This is a genomic window from Larkinella sp. (assembly GCF_965227735.1).
GTDB lineage: Bacteria > Bacteroidota > Bacteroidia > Cytophagales > Spirosomataceae > Larkinella.
Map to the genome: position 1 here is coordinate 3,809,685 of NZ_OZ245776.1, position 21,083 is coordinate 3,830,767.

At 49.3% G+C, this 21,083-nt stretch carries 17 protein-coding genes; 14 read left to right on the plus strand and 3 right to left on the minus strand.

Going from position 1 to position 21,083, the window contains the following annotated elements:
• Window positions 1–42: 42 nt before the first annotated feature.
• The gene (locus ACO064_RS14800) at window positions 43–816 is read left to right on the plus strand and encodes an alpha/beta hydrolase (protein WP_421828044.1); all 774 of its coding nucleotides are present in this window, start codon (window positions 43–45) and stop codon (window positions 814–816) included.
• Between the two features lie 57 nt (window positions 817–873).
• On the opposite strand, the gene ACO064_RS14805 is transcribed toward ACO064_RS14800, so the two are convergent.
• Entirely contained in the window at window positions 874–1,551 is a 678-nt protein-coding gene (locus ACO064_RS14805; protein ID WP_421828045.1) for a TVP38/TMEM64 family protein, read from the minus strand.
• Between the two features lie 66 nt (window positions 1,552–1,617).
• On the opposite strand from ACO064_RS14805, the gene ACO064_RS14810 reads away from it, so the two are divergent.
• Genes ACO064_RS14810 through ACO064_RS14820 form a run of 3 tightly spaced genes read left to right on the plus strand, consistent with a single transcriptional unit; the run spans window position 1,618 to window position 3,202 of the window.
• Entirely contained in the window at window positions 1,618–2,757 is a 1,140-nt protein-coding gene (locus ACO064_RS14810) for a cystathionine gamma-synthase (RefSeq protein WP_421828047.1), read from the plus strand.
• Window positions 2,757–3,011 carry a DUF4258 domain-containing protein gene (locus ACO064_RS14815; RefSeq protein WP_421828048.1) on the plus strand — a complete coding sequence of 85 codons (255 nt, stop codon included), beginning with the start codon at window positions 2,757–2,759 and terminating at the stop codon, window positions 3,009–3,011. The genes ACO064_RS14810 and ACO064_RS14815 overlap by 1 nt, the downstream gene beginning before the upstream one ends.
• The gene (locus ACO064_RS14820) at window positions 3,008–3,202 is read left to right on the plus strand and encodes a DUF2283 domain-containing protein (protein WP_150877500.1); all 195 of its coding nucleotides are present in this window, start codon (window positions 3,008–3,010) and stop codon (window positions 3,200–3,202) included. The genes ACO064_RS14815 and ACO064_RS14820 overlap by 4 nt, the downstream gene beginning before the upstream one ends.
• Before the next feature lie 29 nt (window positions 3,203–3,231).
• On the opposite strand, the gene ACO064_RS14825 is transcribed toward ACO064_RS14820, so the two are convergent.
• Window positions 3,232–5,613 (minus strand): TonB-dependent receptor, encoded by a 2,382-nt coding sequence (locus tag ACO064_RS14825; RefSeq protein ID WP_421828049.1) that lies wholly within the window; start codon window positions 5,611–5,613, stop codon window positions 3,232–3,234.
• Window positions 5,614–5,970: 357 nt separating this feature from the next.
• Here ACO064_RS14825 and ACO064_RS14830 point away from each other — a divergent pair, with 357 nt between their 5' ends.
• The 6 genes from ACO064_RS14830 to ACO064_RS14855 all read left to right on the plus strand — a co-directional run bounded on the left by ACO064_RS14830 (window position 5,971) and on the right by ACO064_RS14855 (window position 13,250).
• Window positions 5,971–6,912 (plus strand): ring-cleaving dioxygenase, encoded by a 942-nt coding sequence (locus tag ACO064_RS14830; protein ID WP_421828050.1) that lies wholly within the window; start codon window positions 5,971–5,973, stop codon window positions 6,910–6,912.
• A 78-nt stretch (window positions 6,913–6,990) separates the two neighbouring features.
• Window positions 6,991–7,656, plus strand: coding sequence for an alpha/beta hydrolase (locus ACO064_RS14835; protein ID WP_421828051.1), 666 nt, complete (start codon window positions 6,991–6,993; stop codon window positions 7,654–7,656).
• 13 nt (window positions 7,657–7,669) lie between these two features.
• Window positions 7,670–7,966, plus strand: coding sequence for a muconolactone Delta-isomerase family protein (locus ACO064_RS14840; RefSeq protein ID WP_138995205.1), 297 nt, complete (start codon window positions 7,670–7,672; stop codon window positions 7,964–7,966).
• 31 nt (window positions 7,967–7,997) lie between these two features.
• A complete protein-coding gene (locus ACO064_RS14845) occupies window positions 7,998–8,435 on the plus strand; it encodes a barstar family protein (protein ID WP_421828052.1) in 438 nt (145 codons plus the stop codon).
• A gap of 93 nt (window positions 8,436–8,528) precedes the next feature.
• Complete coding sequence (mfd, locus tag ACO064_RS14850) at window positions 8,529–11,882, plus strand: transcription-repair coupling factor (protein WP_421828054.1); 3,354 nt, start codon at window positions 8,529–8,531, stop codon at window positions 11,880–11,882.
• Between the two features lie 90 nt (window positions 11,883–11,972).
• Complete coding sequence (locus ACO064_RS14855) at window positions 11,973–13,250, plus strand: SUMF1/EgtB/PvdO family nonheme iron enzyme (protein WP_421828056.1); 1,278 nt, start codon at window positions 11,973–11,975, stop codon at window positions 13,248–13,250.
• Between the two features lie 36 nt (window positions 13,251–13,286).
• Here ACO064_RS14855 and ACO064_RS14860 read toward each other — a convergent pair whose 3' ends face one another.
• The gene (locus tag ACO064_RS14860; RefSeq protein ID WP_421828057.1) at window positions 13,287–14,003 is read right to left on the minus strand and encodes a ComF family protein; all 717 of its coding nucleotides are present in this window, start codon (window positions 14,001–14,003) and stop codon (window positions 13,287–13,289) included.
• A gap of 136 nt (window positions 14,004–14,139) precedes the next feature.
• Between ACO064_RS14860 and ACO064_RS14865 the strand changes: the two genes are divergently transcribed.
• The 4 genes from ACO064_RS14865 to ACO064_RS14880 all read left to right on the plus strand — a co-directional run bounded on the left by ACO064_RS14865 (window position 14,140) and on the right by ACO064_RS14880 (window position 21,037).
• The gene (locus ACO064_RS14865) at window positions 14,140–14,499 is read left to right on the plus strand and encodes a hypothetical protein (protein ID WP_421828058.1); all 360 of its coding nucleotides are present in this window, start codon (window positions 14,140–14,142) and stop codon (window positions 14,497–14,499) included.
• A 141-nt stretch (window positions 14,500–14,640) separates the two neighbouring features.
• Complete coding sequence (locus ACO064_RS14870) at window positions 14,641–18,108, plus strand: DUF4175 family protein (protein ID WP_421828059.1); 3,468 nt, start codon at window positions 14,641–14,643, stop codon at window positions 18,106–18,108.
• A gap of 173 nt (window positions 18,109–18,281) precedes the next feature.
• Window positions 18,282–20,144, plus strand: a complete 1,863-nt coding sequence (gene mnmG / locus ACO064_RS14875; protein WP_421828060.1) for a tRNA uridine-5-carboxymethylaminomethyl(34) synthesis enzyme MnmG — start codon at window positions 18,282–18,284, stop codon at window positions 20,142–20,144.
• A 62-nt stretch (window positions 20,145–20,206) separates the two neighbouring features.
• The gene (locus tag ACO064_RS14880; RefSeq protein ID WP_421828061.1) at window positions 20,207–21,037 is read left to right on the plus strand and encodes a class I SAM-dependent methyltransferase; all 831 of its coding nucleotides are present in this window, start codon (window positions 20,207–20,209) and stop codon (window positions 21,035–21,037) included.
• Window positions 21,038–21,083 lie beyond the last annotated feature (46 nt).

Genomic DNA, 21,083 nt, shown 5'->3' on the forward strand with positions numbered 1-21,083 from the left:
GCTCTGGCTTGCCGGGAACAGTCGTTTATTGTATGTTTGGTCATGCTCCCGGTTTTCAAGCTGTCAAACGGCCCCGTTCCCTTATTGGCTTTCCACGGAATTGGTCAGGATCACCGGGCCTTTGAACCGCTGGCGCAGCAACTGGAAGGTCGGTTTGCGGTGTATGCCTTCGATCTGTTTTTTCACGGCTCCCAACCCGCCCAAGCTTCTGACAATGTTCTGACCAAACAACGGTTTCAGGAAATCATTCAGGCGTTTCTGCATCACCATCAGATTGATCGCTTCGCCGTTTTGGGGTTCAGTGTGGGCGGGCGGTTTGCATTGGCCACCGCCGAAGCATTTCCCCAACAACTAACAGAACTGATTTTGCTGGCTCCCGACGGCATTACGATCAGCCCGTGGTATCACATCGCAACGAATAGCGGTCTGGGTCGGCAGCTTTTTCGGTATTTCCTGAGGCATATGCCGCTTTTCCACCGGTTTGGGTTGTTCTTTTTAGCGCTGGGTCTTATCAATCGCAGTGTGTTGCGATTTGCCGAAAGTACGCTTGCCACGCAGGAGCAGCGGGAATCCGTGTATAATGCCTGGGTGTATTTCCGGAAATTACAGTTCAATCACCGAAAACTGAGCGAGATTTTGAATAATAATCCGGTACGAGTGCGTTTTTTTGCCGGACATTTTGATCAGGTGTTGCCGGTTTCGTACATCAAACCCTTGAGCCGACGATTGCACGCGTACGAACTGACGGTTTTAAAAACCGGCCACAACCGACTGATCGAGAAAGTAGCGAAGATTTTTTCACCCCCAACCCCCTAAAGGGGGCTTTAACAAAACCGGATGCATAAGCCCCCTTTAGGGGGTTGGGGGCTATTTTTAGCGCTTTAAGGCCCGATTCAAAACCACAAATAACCCAACAACCGACGCCAGCAGCAGAATCCCAATGAGAAGCTGCGTTTCATTACCGGCATTTGGATCTTCGACTAATGCCCGGATTTCTTTGGCTTGCTTTGCTGTCCAGACCGCAATCAGGGTCCGCGGAATCATGCCCAGAAAACCGCCCAGCAAAATGTTGTTCAACCGCGCACCCGACAACGCAAACACCAGATTCGTTACGGCAAAAGGCAAAACCGGTGATAATTTCGTAAAAAATATCACCTTCAATTCCTGCTCCCGGATGCGTTCCAGGACATTTTTGGCCTTGGGATTCTGCTCGATAAAATGCAAAAACCGGTCCTGATCAAACCAGCTTACCAGTTTGTTGACCAGTAAGATGCAAACCATATTGAGCGCAAAAAGCGGCAGCAAGGCATTCCAGCCCAGAAAATAACCAAAAATTAGTGCTAGAAAGGTCGGTGGCGTCAGGGCAAACGTTGACGTCAGGCAACAGGCGATGGTCAAAAGCAGCCATTCCCAGCCGTTAAATTGGGCAACGGTTTCTTCGTTCGAAATGGTTAGATACGTCAGCGCCGAACTGAACAGGAGGGGGGCCACCGACAGGACCAATCCCGCCAGTGCTGGTCCCGAAAATGCTTTGAATAATACCGTCTTCACGCACCAAACTTACAGCTTTTCACGGCAATGACTGGCACGGTTTCTAAAACCGTGTTACATTCGGGCATGAAATTCGCAACCAAAGCCATCCACGCCGGCATTGAACCGGACCCCACAACGGGCGCCATCATGACGCCGATTTACCAAACGTCGACTTACGTTCAGGAATCGCCCGGCAAGCACAAGGGCTATGAATACGCCCGGACGCAAAACCCGACCCGCACGGTTTTGCAAAACAACCTGGCCGCGTTGGAAAACGGCAAACACGGGATTTGCTACGCATCCGGTCTGGCGGCCACCGACGCCATTCTGAAGCTTTTCAAACCCGGCGACGAGATTATTGCCAGCAACGACCTCTACGGCGGTACGTACCGGATTATGGTGCGGGTTTTTCAGGAATACGGCATCAAATTCACCTTTATCGGACTGGATAATCCGTCGGCTTTGGAAACCGCCATTACGCCCCAAACGAAAATGGTCTGGATCGAAACGCCGACCAATCCACTGCTGCGAATCGTTGATATTCAAGCTATTGCTGCCATTACGAAAGCAAAAAACACGCTGCTGGTGGTCGATAATACGTTTGCGTCGCCGTACTTGCAAAACCCGCTGGATCAGGGCGCCGACATCGTGCTTCACTCGGTGACGAAATACCTCGGCGGTCACTCCGACACGGTAATGGGCGCGATTATTCTGAACGATGATGAGATTGCGAAACGACTGGAATTTATCCAGAATGCGTGTGGCGCTGTTCCGGGGCCGCAGGATTGCTTTCTGGTGCTTCGCGGGATCAAAACGCTCCACATCCGGATGCAGCGGCATTGCGAAAACGCGCTGCAAGTTGCCCGGTTTTTGAGCCAGCATCCGAAAGTGAGTCAGGTGAATTATCCGGGGCTGGAAACCCATCCGCAGCACGAACTGGCGAAGAAACAGATGCGCGGTTTTGGTGGAATGGTGTCCTTCGAACTCCACGGCGATTCGCTGCCGGAAGCCATCAAAGTGATGGAAAGTTTCCAGGTTTTTTCACTGGGCGAATCGCTCGGTGGTGTCGAGTCGCTTTGCACGCATCCGGCCTCGATGACGCACGCCAGCATTCCAAAAGAAGAACGCGCCAAAAACGGCTTGAAAGACACGTTGATTCGCTTAAGCGTTGGTATTGAGGACATTGACGATTTAATCGCGGATTTGAATCAGGCGATTGGGTAATGAATAGGAATTTCGAACTATCACGCCATGCGATCGAACAAATGAGCTTACGCGGTATTTCTTTAGAAGTGGTGAATACGATTTTAGAGAATCCTGACAAAATAATTCCCGATGGGATTGGACAAGTTATTTACCAGTCCACGGTTCTTTTATCTGGCAAAAATTATCTAGTCAGAATATTTGTTAACTCCGAAAAGACGCCGAACTTGGTTAAAACGGTATATCGAACTTCTAAACTAAGTACATACGTATGAAAGTGAAATACGATAAAGAAACCGATATACTTTACATTCGCCTGAGCGATGAACCGATTGCCGAAAGTGATGAAGATAAACCTGGTGTTATCCTTGACTATTCGGAAACGGGCTCGCTGGTTGGAATCGAAGTATTAAATGCTTCGAGTACCCAAATTAATCCGAGTAAAGTTGAAATAGAAATGGCATAAAAAAGCCGGTTTGTAGCCGGCTTTTTTTACTAAAACCGTATTTTTACCCCCGCCAGAAAATTCCGTCCGGCTTGCGGATAATAGAAGTTTTCCGTCACTGTTTTCCCTTCCGAAATGTAGCTGAACGTGTAGCCGTTCGACTCATACAACTCACTCAGAACGTTGTTCAGCAAGAACGAAAACGAAAGTTCATTCATGCCTTTGGGCTTTACGGTATAAATAAAACGCAGATCGTTGACGAAATAGGCGTCCAGTTGGCGGTTTTCGCTGGATGTATTGTCCAGATACTGCTTCCCGACGTATTTTGATAACAACCCTATTTCCAGTCCTTTCGCGGGTGTGTACAGCAGTTGAGAGCCTACAATGGTGTTCGGCGCGAAGGCAATGTCGGTATTGGTATACTGATTCACTTTCTGCTCGCCGGTGTCGTAATTGTCCAGAAACTCCGTAAACGTTTTGACTTTATTTTGGCTGAAAGTCGCGTTGACGTTCCAGCGCAGGTTTTTCGCCAGCGCCGTTCCCGCTTCCAGTTCGATCCCGGCGCGGTAACTGCTCGGAATATTGACACGGTTATACGCCCCAACGTCATTGATCTGTCCAGTTAATACCAGTTCATTTTTGTATTTCATGTAATACAGATTGGCCGAAAAAGCCAGGCGCTGGGTTTGCATTTTGTACCCGGCTTCCCAGTCATTCAAGGTCTCAGCTTTCGGGCGGCTGGCCGGTGTCGATTGCGTGTAGTCATTGCGGTTGGGTTCCCGGTGACCGACGCCGTAGGACGCATACACCGTGCTGCGGTCGTTCAGGGCGTAGGTAATCCCGGCTTTCGGATTAAAAAAGCTCAAATTGGCGTCCTGTTGCACATTTCGTAGTTGATTGTCGAATCCTAAAAACGAATAGCCAACCGTTCGCACCTGCAAATCGACAAAGGCGTTTAGTTTTGACGTAAACTGATAGTAGGTCTTCCCGTACAGATTAAAATCGGTTTTGGTGGCATCGTTGTCGTAATACCGGTGCCGGATGTTGCTGGTGCTGGCAAACCGCGCCCAGATGACCTCGCCGTAATGTTTGCCCTTGTATTGATTCCAGCCTCCGCCGATGTGGGCCGTCAGCTTCCCGAAGCTATTGTAATCCAGCGAAAAAACCGCCCCGTAAAAGTCATTGTCCAGCCAGCGACGGCGGATCAAATCGGTTCGGCTGATGGTCGAATCACGAATCACGATTGACGGCAAACCGTAGTCGGCCAGCTTGTTGTTGGCCCGGTATTGCTCATAATAGCCCCGGCCCTGCGTGTAGTGCAACGACGCATTCAAACGCCACTTGCGGCTCAATTCGTGCGAACTGATCAGTTGATAATGGTCCTGCTGGTAGTTGTCTACTTCGTTATCGTACGTGTAAGAATTATACGTACGATTGGTTTTCAACAAGCTTTCGGGAATACCATTCCAGGATTGGTACGTCTTTTCAGTTCCGGAAAATACATTCAGCCGCACGAAGCTTTTTTTTCCGTACCAGCCCCCTGAAAGGTAAAACGACTTCAGATTGGACGACGCGCGATCGACAAAACCGTTGGAAACAATGCGGGAAAGCCGGGCGTCTACCACAAAGTGATTGTTCAACAAACCTGAACCCGCTTTTACCGTCGTTTTTAACGTGTTAAAAGAACCGCCCGACACATCCACTTCACCATAGGGATTTTTCTCGAAACTATTGGTTTGGACATTGACGGACGCGCCAAAAGCGCCCGCTCCGTTGGTCGATGTGCCGACGCCCCGCTGAATCTGAATGCTGCTGACGGACGACGCCAGATCAGGCATATTGACCCAATACGTTCCCTGCGATTCGGCGTCGTTGTACGGTATTCCGTTGACCGTCACGTTGATCCGCGTCGCATCCGAACCCCGAATCCGAAAACCGGTGTAGCCCACGCCCGCGCCCGCGTCGGAGGTGGTGACCAGCGACGGTGTGAAATTGAGTAGCAGCGGTATGTCCTGACCCAGATTCTGTTTGCTGAGTTCCCGCGCCGAAACGTTCGTGTAGGCAATCGCCGACTTCTGATTGGCCCGCGTGGCACTCACCACCACCTCATCGATGGCAACGGCGGTTTTGGTGAGCGATACGGCGATCTCAGCATCCCGATTCAGTTCAACGGTTTGCAAAACCGGCTCGTAACCCAGCAGAGAAATACGAAGCTGGAGTGAACCCGGTTTGAGATTGGTCAGACGAAAAGCACCACTGGCGTCGGCATAGGTACCTTTGTACGTGTTTTCGACCGCGATGGCAGCTCCGGGTAAGATTCCGCCGTCGGCATCGCTGACTCTCCCTGAAATAGAGAATTGCGCCCAGGCGGGCAGGCATGACAAGCAAAGTAACGCTGCCACACCAACAAGATAGGTCGTAACTTTTTTCATGTGACTGAAAAGTTTACGATAGGCAAGGGGCCAACCTACCTTTTGGTTGTTTGGATGATAAATAAATTGTGCGGTCGAGCCATTCTGACCCAATCCGCAGATCCGTTCCCTTCGCCGGCATTACCCGGTGCAGGTTCAATGGGTATAATCTCAGCCCGTTGTATTAAGGCACCCCTTATTAAGATTAGCAACGCAAAGGTAATGCATAAAAACGGTCATGCTGACAAAAAAGGCATCTTTACACTTTTATTTAAAATCAGTGAACTCAAACATCATTTTAAATGTATATACATTAAATGTAATAACATTTAAAAACTCGAACCAAAACGAATTACTTTAATTAACTGATATTCAATTATGGAAACGCTCGTCAATGGGTTACACCACGTCACTGCTCTCGCCGGAGAAGCCCAACGTAATGTTGATTTTTACACCCATATTCTGGGGTTACGACTGGTAAAAAAAACCATCAATTTCGACGCACCGGACGTTTATCACCTGTATTATGGCGACGAAACCGGGTCGCCGGGGAGCATTCTGACCTTTTTTCCGTACGGAAAAAACATTCACCGCGGACGCAAGGGTGGGGGACAACTGACCTACACGGCGTTTTCTATTCCGTCCGCGTCGTTGACTTACTGGATCAACCGGCTGAACGAGTTTAACATTGCGCACACTGAACCGCTGCAACGGTTTAGCGAAACGTATCTGCGGTTTGAAGATTTCGACGGCATGGGCATCGAACTGGTCGCCAATGACGCTGATCAAAGGCCGGGCTGGTCGAACGGTTTTATTCCCGTCGAACATGCCGTGAAAGGCTTTCACACCGTCACCCTGAACGAGTTTCGGATTGATGATACGGTAAAATTATTAACCGAATCGCTCGGTCACACGTTGGTATCGGAAGAAGCCGGACGGTTTCGGTTTCAGGCGGGCAAAGGCGGTTCCGGCAATTATGTCGATGTGCAGCATTCGCCCAATGATGTTCGGGGGCAGCAGGGGGGAGGCTCGGTTCACCACGTGGCTTTCTCGACGGATACGGACGAATCGCAGCTTGTTCTCCAGCATCAGCTCCTGGAAGCCGGGTATCAGGTGACGCCCGTTCAGGATCGGAATTATTTCCACAGCATTTATTTCCGCGAACCGGGCGGTATTTTATTCGAAGTCGCTACCAATCCTCCGGGATTCTCGGTCGATGAACCGGTTGCAGAATTGGGTAAAACGCTTAAATTGCCGGAGTGGTACGAACCCCGTCGCGCTAAAATCGAAGCGGCTTTACCGAAAATTGAAGTAAAATAATCGCTTTCTTCCGTCCGGTTTTGTCATCCAGTTGTCCCGATTGGCATGACAAAACCGGAATAATCCGCAAAAGTTGCTATGATACACAATCCGAATAATTTCGTAACCGCCGGGAAACCGCTGGAGAAGGCCACCAAAGTCATGGTTATGATCCACGGTCGGGGAGCGCCGGCGCGGGATATTTTGTCGTTGTCGAGTCACATCGACGACAAGGAATTTGCCTTTATTGCGCCCCAGGCCAGCCAGAATACCTGGTATCCGTATTCGTTTTTGAGCCCGCTGGAACAAAACGAACCGCATTTGTCATCGGCACTTCAGGTGTTGAGCAGCATTCGCGCCCGGCTGCAATCCGATTATAATTTTAAAACGCCCCAGATTTTCTGGCTGGGCTTTTCGCAGGGCGCTTGTCTGGCGCTGGAATACGTGGCCCGCAACGCCATGCCATACGGGGGCGTCTTTGGTTTGAGCGGTGGTTTGATCGGCCCTCCGGGAACACCCCGGCTGTATGAAGGCGAACTGGAAGAAACGCCGGTTTTTCTGGGTTGCAGCGACATCGACCCGCACATTCCCAAAGAACGGGTGATTGAGTCGGAAGGCGTGTTCCGGTCGATGGGTGCGGAGGTGAAGATGAAATTATATCCAAATTTTCCGCATTCGGTCAACGAAGATGAGCTAAAGATTGTTAATCAATTGATTGCCGGTTCGCCAACGTCCGGTGCCCCCATTCGAGAGTTGTACACCTAAAACTACCACCGCTATGAGCCAGTTTATGGTAGAATTTGATCTTCCGGTCGACATGACGGAGGAATTTACGGTAAAAATCCCGCTCCAGCGACTGAAAGTAAACGAGTTGATGGAAAGCGGGAAACTGCTGTCCTATGCCTTATCGCTCGATCGTCAGAAATTGTGGTGCGTGGTGAAAGCGCAGACGGAATTTGATGTGATGGAAATCATTTCGGAATTCCCGTTGATCAGCTACATGGATCCGACCATTACGGAACTGATGTTCAACAATATCGTTTCGTTACGAATGCCCTTGTTTTCGCTGAATTGACTATTTTTGCCTTCTCATCTTCCGCTTATTCATGGCAAATTTTAGAGTCGTTCAATCGGATTCGGACCTAAAACCGTACGCTGCTTTTCGGGTGGCCCGAATCGACGGCCAGAAGGCCCAGACGTTCAAAGCCTTCTACGAGCTACTGGCCCGCGAACTCAAATTCCCGGATTATTTTGAATTCAATCTCGAATCCCTGGATGAATTACTGAACGATCTGGACTGGCTGGATGACGACAAAATTGCACTGTACATTACCCATTCGGATGCTTTTCTGTCGCAGGAAAAAAATGAAGCGCGCAAGGTGGAATTACTGAACGTTCTGGACGTGGCCGCCGAAGACTGGAAATGGGTCGATGAGGAAGAAGAAGGCGTTACGCCCCGCGAGCTGGTGATTTTGTTTCAACCCGGCGACGCGTTTATTGCGCTGTTGGACAAAGAAGATATTGCGTACGACCGCACCGTTTAATTTTGCAACCAAAACCGTTCACAGACGGTTAATCAGTTGCTGTTTGCCGCATGGAAAATTCGCTCCCTGCGGCTTTTGGCATTTTATTTCTCTATGAAAGTAGCCGATTTAATTACTTTATATACTGAAGATAGCTTCATCAAAATCATTGGTGAACAATTCCGCCAGCCACACACGTCAGAACCTTCGCGCATTCAATTGAAAGGCATTACCGGAAGCCTGGATGCCGTGCTGGCCGCGTCGATTTACCGCACAAACCCCTCCACGTTTCTGTTCATCTTAAGCGACCGGGAAGAAGCTTCGTATTTCTACAATGACCTGCAAAATATGCTGGGTCAGGAGGTTCTATTTTTTCCGATGTCGTATAAAAAACCGTATCAATACGAGGAAATCGAAAATGCCAACGTGCTGATGCGGGCGGAAGTGCTGAATAAACTCAATTCGGACGCCAAAGAAAATGCCGTTGTCGTCACGTATCCGGAAGCGTTATCAGAAAAAGTAATCAATAAACGGTCGCTGCGGGCCAACACGCTGTCGGTCCAGACCGGTGATAAACTGGATGCCAATTTCATCAACGAACTGCTGAACAGTTACGACTTCGAGAAAACCGACTTTGTCTACGAAGCCGGTCAATTCTCCATTCGCGGGGGAATTATCGACGTCTTTTCGTTTGCCAGTGAGTTTCCATACCGGATCGAACTCTTTGGCGATGAAATTGAAAGCATCCGGTTGTTCAATCCCGAAAGTCAGCTTTCGACCGATCCCGTAAATCGCATCAGCATTATTCCCAATATTGAAAACAAGTTGACGCACGAAAGCCGGGAGCCGTTTCTGGAGTTTTTTCCGGAAACCGCCACGCTCTGGTTCAAAGACGTGGAGCTGACGCTCGAAATCATTGAAAAGAGTTTTGAAAAAGCCGAAGAGAGTCTGGCCAGTCTGGTGGGTGGCAAAGGTGCAATCAAGATTGTTTCTGATCCGAACACTTTGTTTGAAACCCGGCGCGGTTTTCTCAATCAGATCAAGCCGTTCCGGACGGTGGAATTTGGCCGCCGGTTTTATTTCAAATCCGACGACAAACTCGCCTACGCTTCCAAAGCCCAGCCGTCGTTCAACAAAGATTTCAAGCGGCTGGTCGAAAACCTGGCTGAAAACCAGTCGAAAGGCTACACCAACATCATCGCGGCTGAGTCGTATAAACAGCACGAACGCTTAAAAACGATTTTTGAAGAACTCGATCCGTTTCTCAAATTTCAGGCCTTAGGCATTTCGCTGAAAGAAGGATTTGTGGACGAACAGACGAAAATCGTCTGTTATACCGACCACCAGATTTTTGACCGGTATTATAAATACCGCGTTCGCGATAAATTCTCCAAATCGAAAGCCCTCACGCTGCGGGAACTGAAAACGCTGCAACCCGGCGATTACGTCACGCACGTCGACCACGGCATCGGGCGGTTTGCGGGGCTGGAAAAAGTGGACGTTGGCGGTCGTGAACAGGAAGCGATCCGGCTCATTTACCGCGACAATGACATTTTGCTGGTCAGCATTCACAGCCTGCACAAGATTGCTAAATACACGGGGAAGGAAGGTACGCCACCGGTGATGAGCAAACTAGGTTCGCAGGAGTGGGATCTGAAAAAATCGCGGGTCAAGAAACAGGTCAAGGACATTGCCAAAGAACTGATTGCGCTCTACGCCAAACGCCGGCAGGCCCCCGGTTTTGCGTTTTCGCCCGACAGTTTTCTGCAAGCCGAGCTCGAATCGTCGTTTATTTATGAAGACACGCCGGATCAGGCCAAAGCGACGGCGGACGTGAAAGTTGATATGGAACAGTCACACCCGATGGATCGGCTGGTGTGCGGTGATGTCGGTTTTGGCAAAACCGAAGTGGCGATTCGGGCGGCTTTCAAGGCCGTTACGGACAATAAACAGGTGGCGGTTTTGGTGCCGACAACCATTCTGGCCATGCAACACCACAATACGTTCCGCGAGCGGCTGGCCGATTTCCCGGTTAAAATCGAATACATCAACCGGTTTCGAACGGCGGCCCAAATCAAGGAAACGCTGAAACGGGTGGCTTCGGGCGAAACCGGCATTCTAATCGGAACACACCGGATTGTGAATAAAGACATCAAATTCAAAGATTTAGGGCTGCTGGTAATTGATGAAGAGCAAAAGTTTGGCGTTAAAACGAAGGATCGGCTGAAAGAAATGCGGGTCGATGTCGATGTGCTGACGCTAACGGCCACGCCAATTCCCCGAACCCTGCACTTTTCGCTCATGGGCGCGCGCGATCTTTCGGTGATTGCGACGCCACCGCCCAACCGCCAGCCGGTGACGACCGAAGTCCACACGTTTAGTGAAGCCGTCATCCGCGACGCCGTTAGCTACGAAGTTCGGCGGGGTGGTCAGGTATTTTTTGTTCACAACCGGGTGAGCGACATCGAGTCGATGGCTAATCTGATCATGCGGCTGGTGCCCGACGCCCGTGTGTCGGTGGCCCACGGTCAGATGGAAGGCGACCGGCTGGAGCGGGTGATGACCCGGTTTATCGAAGGCGAAAATGACGTGCTGGTTTCGACGAACATCATCGAATCCGGTCTGGACATTCCGAATGCCAATACCATCATTATCAACCAGGCGCACATGTTTGGTCTGTCGGATCTGCACCAGATGCGCGGCAGGGTAGGGCGCTCCAACAAAAAAGCGTTCTGTTACCTGATGACACCCCCGGTTTCGGCGATCACCACGGATGCCCGGAAACGGCTGCAAACGCTCGAAGATTTCTCAGAATTGGGCGAAGGTTTTAAAATTGCGATGCGTGACCTCGACATCCGGGGTGCGGGCAATCTGCTGGGAGCCGAACAAAGCGGTTTTGTCAACGACCTTGGTTTTGAAATGTACCACAAGATTCTGGACGAAGCCGTTCAGGAACTGAAAGAAACCGAGTTCAAAAACCTGTTTATGCCCAATGACGAAACGCTGAAAAGCCTGCTGCCGGATACGCTCATCGAAACGGATTTGCAAGTGTTGATTCCCGAACGATACGTAGCCAATATCTCGGAGCGTCTGTCGTTGTATAATCAGTTGGATAATATTCAAAACCAGACGGAACTGACGAATTTTCAGCGATCTATCGCCGACCGGTTTGGCCCGATGCCCGAAGAAGTCGAGAATCTGATCAAATTGGTGATGGTTCGCTGGAAAGCCGAGCGTTTACAGCTCGAAAAATTGACACTAAAAAATAATATCATGAAGGGGACTTTCGTTTCTTCTGGGAATGACGCTTTCTTCAACTCCGGGCAGTTTGGCAAAGTAATTGATTATGTCAAGAAAAATTCGGCAACCTGCTCATTAAAAGACTTTAAAGGAAAATTGATTTTTACGCAACGAGACGTAAATGCAGTCGATCAGATGGATGATGTGTTGAGCCAGATGGTGGAGTGATGGCCGTAAAATTCGGATTCGGCTGTTCGTAATCGTGAAAGTTTCCCTGACAAACTGTAATTTTGAACTTCTATTAGTTACCTAATCACAATGAATCGAAAACAACCGTTACGCTCGATGGTCTATCTGCTGGCTTTTGCCGCAGTGTTAGGCGCGTGTAAGTCCAAACACCCGACCAGCGTGAAGCCGGGGAAGGAAAGTACGGCCACCGGTATTAACTACAATAAGGAGAACGGATTTCAGGTAGCTAAGTACAGAGGACAATCGGCCGGCCCGAACCTCGTCTTCATCGAAGGAGGCCGTTTCACGATGGGTGCGCTGGAAGAAGATGTCATGAACTCGCGTGACAACCGCGAGCGGACCGTCAGCATTCAGTCGTTCTACATGGACGAAACTGAAATCGCCAACATTCACTACCTGGAATATCTCGACGCCATTCAACGTGATTCGTCGGAAGAAATTTACAGCCGCGCGCTGCCCGATACGAACGTGTGGAAAAACCCGCTGTCGTATAACGATCCCTACGTAACGCAATACCTGCGTTTCCCAGGCTTCCGGTATTATCCGGTCGTTGGGGTTTCGTGGGAGCAGGCCGTGGATTATTCCACCTGGCGGACGGATGCCGTCAATGCCAACCTGGCCCAGAAAGGTGCCAGCAGCGGCAAGAAAAAAGGATTCTCGCTCAAACGCAAGAAGAAAGAAGAAGCGGCTCCGGCCGTTGCCGAGGGCGAACAACCGGTAGCGGTTGCCAAAAATTCGCAAACGACGGCTTCGATGGAAAGCGGCAATGTGCTGCCGAATTACCGGCTGCCTTCCGAAGCGGAGTGGGAATATGCTGCCAAAGCCATGATCGGTACGCAGTATATCGACGAAAACCAGTCGAACCAGCGCATTTATCCGTGGGATGGTTCGTCTGTTCGAAACGCCAAGAAAGGCCGGAAACAAGGTCAGATGATGGCCAACTTCAAACGCGGTCGTGGTGACTACGCCGGTATTGCCGGAAAATCGAACGATGCGGCCATTATTACCGCTGAAATTTATACCTACATGCCTAATGATTTCGGTTTGTATAATATGGCCGGGAACGTGAACGAGTGGGTGTATGACGTCTATCGTCCACTGTCGTATCAGGATATGAACGACCTTAACCCGCTGCGTCGGGATGGGTATCAGGATGATGAGAAAAACTACGATACGAAAAACGGCAACTCGATCATCAACGATAAATTACGGGTTTACAAAGGTGGTTCGTGGGCCGATGTTGCTTACTGGTTGTCACCGGGTACACGTCGGTTCATGGCGCAGGATTCGGCAACGGCCACCATCGGTTTCCGTTGTGCCATGATCGCCGGAGGACGGAACAAATAAGAGCTAACTTCCTGGACCCTTACAGCGGCCGCCCGACTATCGGGTGGCCGCTATCGTTACAATCCCAACCGATTGGCTGTTAGCGGCCAATAAAGTCGCCGTACAGGCCTCCAAAGTCGCTCCGGTAGTCAGGACATCATCGACCAGCAAAATCCGCTTATTTGCCACTAAATCCGGATCGCCAATCCCGAAGACGTTATTGACGTTCTGCCAGCGTTCAATCCGATCTTTTCCAGTTTGGCTGATGGTGTAGAGATTGCGTACCAGCGCCCGATCACTCCACGGTATTTCCAGCGTTTCCGACAGCCCCTGAGCAAACCAGTCGCTCTGGTTGTAACCGCGTTGCCGAAGTTTGGCCGGATGCAGCGGTACACCCACAATAAGATCAACCTGCTTGTTTAACTGAATGTCGGTTTTCAACTGATAGCCATACCAACGCCCGACTACACTTCCTACCTCTTTGTTGTTGCGGTATTTCAGGGCGTGAATCAGTCGCTGCGTTTTCCCTTTCTTGTTAAAATAGAGATACGAATACACAAAATTCACCGGCACCTTTCCGGCAAACCGGAGTTGACCCGACACCAGTGCTTCGCCCCGGTGCTGTCCGGTTTCGGGAAGTTCAAGACGACAGGCCGTACAAATCAATTCTTCCTGACTTTGCAGCGAGTTGCGGCACAGCAGACAGGGATTCGGGTAAAACAGATTGAGCAGATCCCGAAAACCGCCCGCAACCAATTTTCCAATGATTTTCACGAACTTGGTTTGTTGAAATTATTTTGATGCAACGACGTGCAGAATCCATTCCTCTTTTGTTCTCTCCCTATGTGACGAAGGCGGGTGGAAAAAGTCATAAAAATGAGTGAACAAACTCCATAAATTTTTACGAAGGATGATTACACAGGAAATTGAACAGGAGTGGGAGCAGGTACTGGACTATCTGGAGAAAGCCATTGGCAAACGACCAGCCGATTTAAACAGCGTGTTGTTTCTGATTGGCGTGCAGGAACTGGGCCGGGGAACGCAGATTTTCACGAAAGAACAGAAACAGGATTTGATGCACATCGCCATCTGCAAAGTCTTGAGCTTTTCGGGGTATTATGAACTGGCAGGAACCGATCAGGACGGCTGGCCCCATTGGAAACTGGTTCAGAAAGTTCCGTATGTCGACTTGCTGACGCAGGAGAATTTTCTAAAACTTCACGTCATTACCTACTTCAGCGATTACCTCGATTTGCCCGAAAACCAGTGAGTCGAGCCACGGGATAAAATTGTACAACGATCTTTTTCGTTATCAGAAGGAAGTTAAGGTTCAATTGATTATCTTCATTTTAGGATCATTGAGTTGTGATGACCGGAGCAGTGCCAACCCTTTAAGACTAGACCGATGCAGATGCAAGAATCCATTCAAACGCTGCTGCTGCGTATTGAAGAATACAGAAAGAAATTTTACATCAACCAGGTTGCGAAAGGTGCCATATTTTTCATTGCCTTTACGCTGTCGATCTATCTGCTGATGAACACGGCCGAGTTTTTCGGTCGGTTTAGCTCGCCGGTTCGCGGTGTGCTGTTTTTTGGTTCGTTAACGGTTCTGCTGCTGGCTTTATACTACTGGATCATCAATCCGCTGGTGCATCTGTACGGTATCGGAAAATCGCTGACCAACGAAGAAGCCGCCCAACAGATCGGCCGGTTTTTTCCGGAGGTAGGGGACAAGCTCCTTAACACCCTGCAACTTCGGGCGTTGACGCGTCAGCAAAGCGATCTGCTCGAAGCCAGCATTAACCAGCGGTCGAAACAACTGCTGATTGTCCGGTTTGCCGATGCGATTCAAATCAATCAAAACCGCCGTTTCATCAAGTTTGCCATTATTCCGGCGTTTATCATCGGCGGTTTGCTGCTGCTGTATCCGGCTTTTCTGACCAGCACGTCGAAGCGAATTATCAGCTACGATCAGGAGTTTGCGGAAGAAGCTCCGTTTCAGTTTCAATTGCGCAATAAAAATCTCAAAGCGTTTCGGAACGAAGACTATACGCTGGAATTACAGCTCCAGGGAAACAGTTTGCCACAGGACGTTTATCTGGTTTCGAACAACACGCGTTTCAAGCTAACCAACGACGGTAAAGGGTTTTTCACGTACACGTTCGACAATGTTCAACGCGATATTCCGTTCCGTTTTGAGGCCGTCGGATTCAACTCGCCGGGCTACGAACTGGTTGTTCTGGATCGCCCGGGTTTGCTGGCTTTCGACGTCAGCCTGGTGTATCCGTCCTATCTCAACAAACCGTCAGAGCAACTTTCGAACGTCGGCAATCTGCTCGTTCCCGAAGGAACGCAGGTGACCTGGCGGTTTTCGGCGGCCAATACCGACTCGGTTTTGGTGCGGTTTGGCAACGAGCCGAGGGGGCTGGTGGCTGATAAACAATCGTCGGATGAGTTCGAATTTTCGCGCGTGGTGAAGAAATCCTCGACGTATTCCATTTCCCTGAAGAACAAAGTAGCGGCCAGCCGGGACAATATTCAGTACACACTGAACGTCGTCAATGACAAATTTCCGCAGGTTTCACTGGAAAATTTCAAGGATACGACCTTCTATAATTACGTCATGCTGGGAGGAACTATCACCGACGACTACGGTTTTTCCAACCTGAAAGTGATGTACAAAGTGATCCGGGCGGGTCAAAACTCACCGGATAAATTCCTAACCCGCGCGGTTCCGTTCAACCGATCAGCAGCTACCCAAAACTTTTATTACCAGTGGGGACTCGACAGCCTGAAAATGCAGCCCGGCGACCGGCTTGAGTATTTCGTTCAGGTGTGGGATAATGACGTGGTGAATGGCTTCAAAAGCGCCCGTTCCAGCTTCGCTCAATTTGCCGTTCCTGATCAGGCCAAGCTGGCAGAGGCCGCCGAGCAGTCGGCCCAGAAAACCGAAAACCAGATCAGCAAAACGCTGACGAAAGCACAGCAGCTCAAAAAGGATCTGAATGCACTGGAAAACCGCCTGCAAACGAAGAAGAATCTGGATTTTCAGGACAAAAAACAAGCCGAAGATTTGCTGAAAAAGCGGGAAGAACTGATGCAGGAATTGAAAGAACTGCAGGAACAGAACAAGACCAACAACGAACGCCAGGAGCGGTTTAACAACCAGAATCCGGAAATGCTCCAGAAATTTGAGCAGCTCCAGAAGCTCATGAACGAGTTGATGGATCCGGAAACGCAGAAGCTGTATGAAGAACTGAAGAAGATGCTGGAGCAGAAGCAGGACGACAAAATGATCGATATGCTCGACCGGCTGAAGAATAAAGAGAAGAATCTGGAGAAGGAATTAGAGCGCGCCTTGGAGCTTTTCAAGCAGCTTCAGATGGAACAGAAGATGGAGAATGCCATCAAAGATCTGGAGAAGCAAGCCGAAAAACAAGAGAAACTGGCGAACGAAACCGAGAAGCAGGAAGCTCAGAAAGAAAAAGACGACAAAGCTCAATCGAAAAAAGACGATGCGAATTCGAAGAAGGACGAGAAAGCCCAGTCGAAGAAGGATGAAAACGGCGACAAGAAGGAGCAGAACAGCGATTCCAAAAAAGAGGATAACGCTAAAAAAGATGAGAATGCGGAGTTGAGCAAGAAGCAGGAGGAGCTCAATAAGGAGTTTGAGAAGACCCGTGAAGATCTGAAAGAGATTGAAAAAATGGCGGAGGAGATGAAAAATCCGCAGGAAAAAGACACGCGTGAAGATCTTCAACAGGACATCAGCAACGAGCAAAAAGAGAGTCAGAAACAACTCGATCAGAAACAAAACGATAAAGCGTCAAAATCGCAGAAAAAAGCCGCCAAGCAAATGAAAGAGTTGAGCCAGCAACTGGAGCAACAACAACAGTCGGCGGAGATGGAAGAGTCGCAGGAAAACATGGATGATTTGCGGGACATTCTCGAAAATCTGATTCAACTCTCATTTGATCAGGAACGCGTCATGAAAGATTTCAAGGCGGTTTCGTTGCAGGATCCCCGCTTCGTAAAACTCGCTCAGGATCAATTGAAGCTCCAGGATGACGCCAAAATCATTGAAGACAGCCTGTATGCACTGGCCAATCGGGTTCTGCAAATTCAGTCATTTGTGACCCGGGAATTGAACAGCATGAAAGGATACATGGATGAAAGTGTTAAATACATTCGCGAACGTCGATTAAATGTCGCTACATCGAAGCAGCAATTTGCGATGACTTCCATCAACAATCTGGCCCTCATGCTCAGCGATGTATTCAAGCAAATGCAGGAGCAAATGAGCCAAATGTCGGCATCCGGTTCGGGGAAAGGCAAGAAAAAAGGCAAAGGTAAGAGCATGTCGATGGGGGAAATGCAAAAGCAACTAAACGAGCGAATGCAAAAACTCATGAAAGAAGGGCAGGGGCAGGGAGGAAAAGGCGGACGCGGCATGTCGGAAGAGCTTTCACGCCTGGCTGCCGAACAGGCCATGATGCGAAAAATGCTCAAAGAGCTTCAGGACGCCCAAAAAGGTACTGAATTGGGCAAGAAATTGGGTGGTGAAATGAATGACATCATGAATAAAATGGACGAGACAGAAACCGATCTGGTCAACAAACGTGTCACACAGAACACCATTAAACGGCAGCAGGAGATGTTAATTCGTTTGCTGGAATCTGAAAAAGCGATTAAAGAGCAGGAGGAAGATATGCAGCGGAAAGCGGAATCGGCCAAGCCGGTTATGCGGAAACCACCTCCACAATACGAACAACTGGTGAAGGATAAGCAAAAACAAGTTGAATTGTTGCGCTCGGTTCCACCCGACTTTTCACCTTTCTACAAACGCGAAGTGGATTCGTACCTCAAAAAGTTAAAGTAAGTTAAGGGGCTTCGGCCCCTTTTTTCTTTTGAATCTTTTCAGTCTGGCATACGTTGATTTTAGCTATACTTCTCTTTACGCTTGTTTTATTTCTATTTTTGTATTTCTTTTTTGTCGCGTTGTGAAATGTTTCCACGTGGAACATTTTTTCAAAATTGTAAAATCTCAAATCAATGTTCAATAAGTATGATGTTATTGTAGTAGGAGCGGGTCATGCCGGTTGCGAAGCTGCCACAGCAGCCGCAACGATGGGTTCGTCCGTCTTACTGATTACAATGAACATGCAAACGATTGCTCAAATGTCATGCAATCCGGCAATGGGTGGTGTGGCAAAAGGTCAAATCGTTCGGGAAATCGATGCATTAGGGGGCCAATCGGGCATTATCAGCGATAAGTCCATGATTCAATTCCGAATGCTTAATCGCTCCAAAGGTCCCGCAATGTGGAGTCCACGTTGTCAAAGTGACCGAATGGTTTTTGCTGCTGAGTGGCGTAAAACCCTGGAAGAAACACCCAATCTGGATTTCTGGCAGGATATGGTGACTGAAATCATCGTGAAAGACAAAAGGGTCGCTGGTGTGAAAACCAGCATGGGTATGGAAATCCTGGCTGACTCCGTTGTACTTACAAACGGAACATTCCTGAACGGAAAAATCTACATCGGAGAGAAAACCTTTGGGGGCGGGCGGACCGCCGAGCGATCAGCCACCGGTTTAACGGAACAACTCGTTCAACTCGGATTTGAAGCAGGCCGGATGAAAACCGGGACGCCACCGCGGGTTGACGGTCGCAGTTTAAATTATAATTTGATGGAAGAACAGCCTGGCGATGAAAATCCGGGCAAGTTTTCTTACCTCCATACAGCCGCTTTAACCAAACAACGGCACTGCTGGATCACGTATACCAACCCGGAAGTTCATGAGATTTTGAAGACCGGTTTTGAACGCTCACCCATGTTTACGGGCCGGATTAAGGGTTTAGGCCCCCGGTATTGCCCCTCCGTAGAAGATAAAATCAACCGGTTTGCCGACAAAGATCGCCACCAGATTTTCGTAGAACCGGAAGGATGGGATACCGTTGAGGTGTACGTCAACGGTTTTTCGACTTCTTTACCGGAAGATGTGCAGATAAAAGCGTTGCGAAAAATACCGGGTTTCGAAAATGCCAAGATGTTTCGCCCCGGCTACGCCGTAGAATACGACTACTTTCCACCGACCCAATTGAAGCAAACGCTGGAAACGCAGTTGGTCGACGGGCTATTTTTTGCCGGTCAAATCAACGGAACAACCGGTTATGAAGAAGCCGCCTGCCAGGGTTTGATGGCCGGAATCAACGCCCACAATACCGCAAAGGAACTCGGCGAATTCACGCTGAAGCGTTCCGAAGCCTACATTGGCGTGCTGATTGATGACCTGATTACGAAGGGGACGGAAGAACCGTATCGCATGTTTACGTCCCGCGCCGAATACCGAACCATTCTTCGGCAGGACAACGCCGACCTGCGCCTGACCGAAAAAGGATATAAAATTGGCCTCGCTTCGCAGGAACGGTTCGATCTCATGCAAACCAAACAGGCCAATGTAACGGCCATTCTGGACGAAATGAGACAGATGCGGGTGCAACCAGAAACCATTAACACCCTGCTGGATTCGCTGGGAAGTGCACAGATTCGGGAAAAAACATCGCCTTATGCGCTGTTGAGACGACCGGAAATTAACCGCAAAGAACTGACCATGCTGGGCGACAATGTTGCGGATTACCTCAACGCGTTCAATGAAGAAACCGTAGAGGAAGCCGTGATTCTGGTGAAATACGAAAGCTATATCGAGAAGGAGCGGATGTTAGTGGAACGCACGGAGAAGCTGGAAAGCCTGATTATCCGTCCCGATTTTGACTTCGACCGGCTTTCCGCTTTGTCGTTCGAAGGGCGTGAAAAGTTGAAGCGGATTCGTCCCCAAACCATTGGCCAGGCGTCACGCATCAGTGGTGTGAGTGCTTCGGATATTTCCATTTTAATGATTTATTTAGGCCGGTAAACATGACGGTTGAGCACCTTGTAGAATGCCCGGTTTGCGGAAATCAGTCCTTTTCCAACTGGATGACTTGTACGGATTTTCTGGTTTCAAAGAACGAATTTACCATCCAGCTTTGTGAAAAATGCGGTTTTAAGGCGACAAATCCACGGCCGGTAGAAGCAGAAATCGGGCAGTATTACCAATCGGAAGAATACATTTCGCACAGTGATACGCGAAAAGGAATCGTTAGTCAGCTCTACCATACGGTACGAAAAATAACCGTTCAGCAGAAGGTAAAGCTGATTACGGGGCTGTCTCCAAGGAAAGGCCAGTTGCTGGACATCGGCTGCGGCTCCGGCTATTTTCTGGCAGCCAGTCAGGAAGCGGGCTGGAAAATCAGGGGTACCGAACCGGATGTCAACACGCGACAGCAAGCCGCAGAACGGACTAAAGCGGAGCTTGGAAAATCCATTTTTGAGCTTGAGACTAAGGAGCCATTTGATGTGATTACGATGTGGCACGTGTTGGAACACGTTCATGAATTGCAGGAAACCCTGGAATGGATACGGAGTCACAGTCGCCCGAAAGGGTATCTGGTGATTGCCGTTCCAAACTACCACTCGTGGGATGCCCGGCATTACAAACAATTCTGGGCGGCTTATGATGTACCCCGGCACCTCTACCACTTTTCGCCCGACACCATGAAAACGTTGCTGAAACGATACGGTTTTGAACTGAAAGAACAGCGACCGATGGTATTTGATGCGTTCTATGTGAACATGCTCAGTACGAAAAACCGGGACGGAAAGCCGGCTTATCTTGAAAGTTTTTGGAATGGAATTCGTTCTAATTGGTCAGCCTATCAGGATGGAGGAAATTATTCAAGCTTGATTTACGTCGCTCAGGCCCAATAATCAATCATTTCTCATGCCCTGATCAGGAAACTGTTCAGGGTTTTTT

Bases quoted from the DNA above. Each gene is read 5' to 3' on its own strand.
- ACO064_RS14845 (WP_421828052.1), top strand. From the start codon at position 7,998: ATGGCAAATTTTAGAGTCGTTCAATCGGATTCGGACCTAAAACCGTAC.
- ACO064_RS14820 (WP_150877500.1), top strand. From the start codon at position 3,008: ATGAAAGTGAAATACGATAAAGAAACCGATATACTTTACATTCGCCTG.
- ACO064_RS14810 (WP_421828047.1), top strand. From the start codon at position 1,618: ATGAAATTCGCAACCAAAGCCATCCACGCCGGCATTGAACCGGACCCC.
- ACO064_RS14870 (WP_421828059.1), top strand. From the start codon at position 14,641: ATGCAAGAATCCATTCAAACGCTGCTGCTGCGTATTGAAGAATACAGA.
- ACO064_RS14800 (WP_421828044.1), top strand. From the start codon at position 43: ATGCTCCCGGTTTTCAAGCTGTCAAACGGCCCCGTTCCCTTATTGGCT.
- ACO064_RS14835 (WP_421828051.1), top strand. From the start codon at position 6,991: ATGATACACAATCCGAATAATTTCGTAACCGCCGGGAAACCGCTGGAG.
- ACO064_RS14865 (WP_421828058.1), top strand. From the start codon at position 14,140: ATGATTACACAGGAAATTGAACAGGAGTGGGAGCAGGTACTGGACTAT.
- ACO064_RS14815 (WP_421828048.1), top strand. From the start codon at position 2,757: ATGAATAGGAATTTCGAACTATCACGCCATGCGATCGAACAAATGAGC.
- ACO064_RS14830 (WP_421828050.1), top strand. From the start codon at position 5,971: ATGGAAACGCTCGTCAATGGGTTACACCACGTCACTGCTCTCGCCGGA.
- mnmG (WP_421828060.1), top strand. From the start codon at position 18,282: ATGTTCAATAAGTATGATGTTATTGTAGTAGGAGCGGGTCATGCCGGT.
- ACO064_RS14880 (WP_421828061.1), top strand. From the start codon at position 20,207: ATGACTTGTACGGATTTTCTGGTTTCAAAGAACGAATTTACCATCCAG.
- ACO064_RS14825 (WP_421828049.1), bottom strand. From the start codon at position 5,613: ATGAAAAAAGTTACGACCTATCTTGTTGGTGTGGCAGCGTTACTTTGC.
- ACO064_RS14840 (WP_138995205.1), top strand. From the start codon at position 7,670: ATGAGCCAGTTTATGGTAGAATTTGATCTTCCGGTCGACATGACGGAG.
- ACO064_RS14855 (WP_421828056.1), top strand. From the start codon at position 11,973: ATGAATCGAAAACAACCGTTACGCTCGATGGTCTATCTGCTGGCTTTT.
- mfd (WP_421828054.1), top strand. From the start codon at position 8,529: ATGAAAGTAGCCGATTTAATTACTTTATATACTGAAGATAGCTTCATC.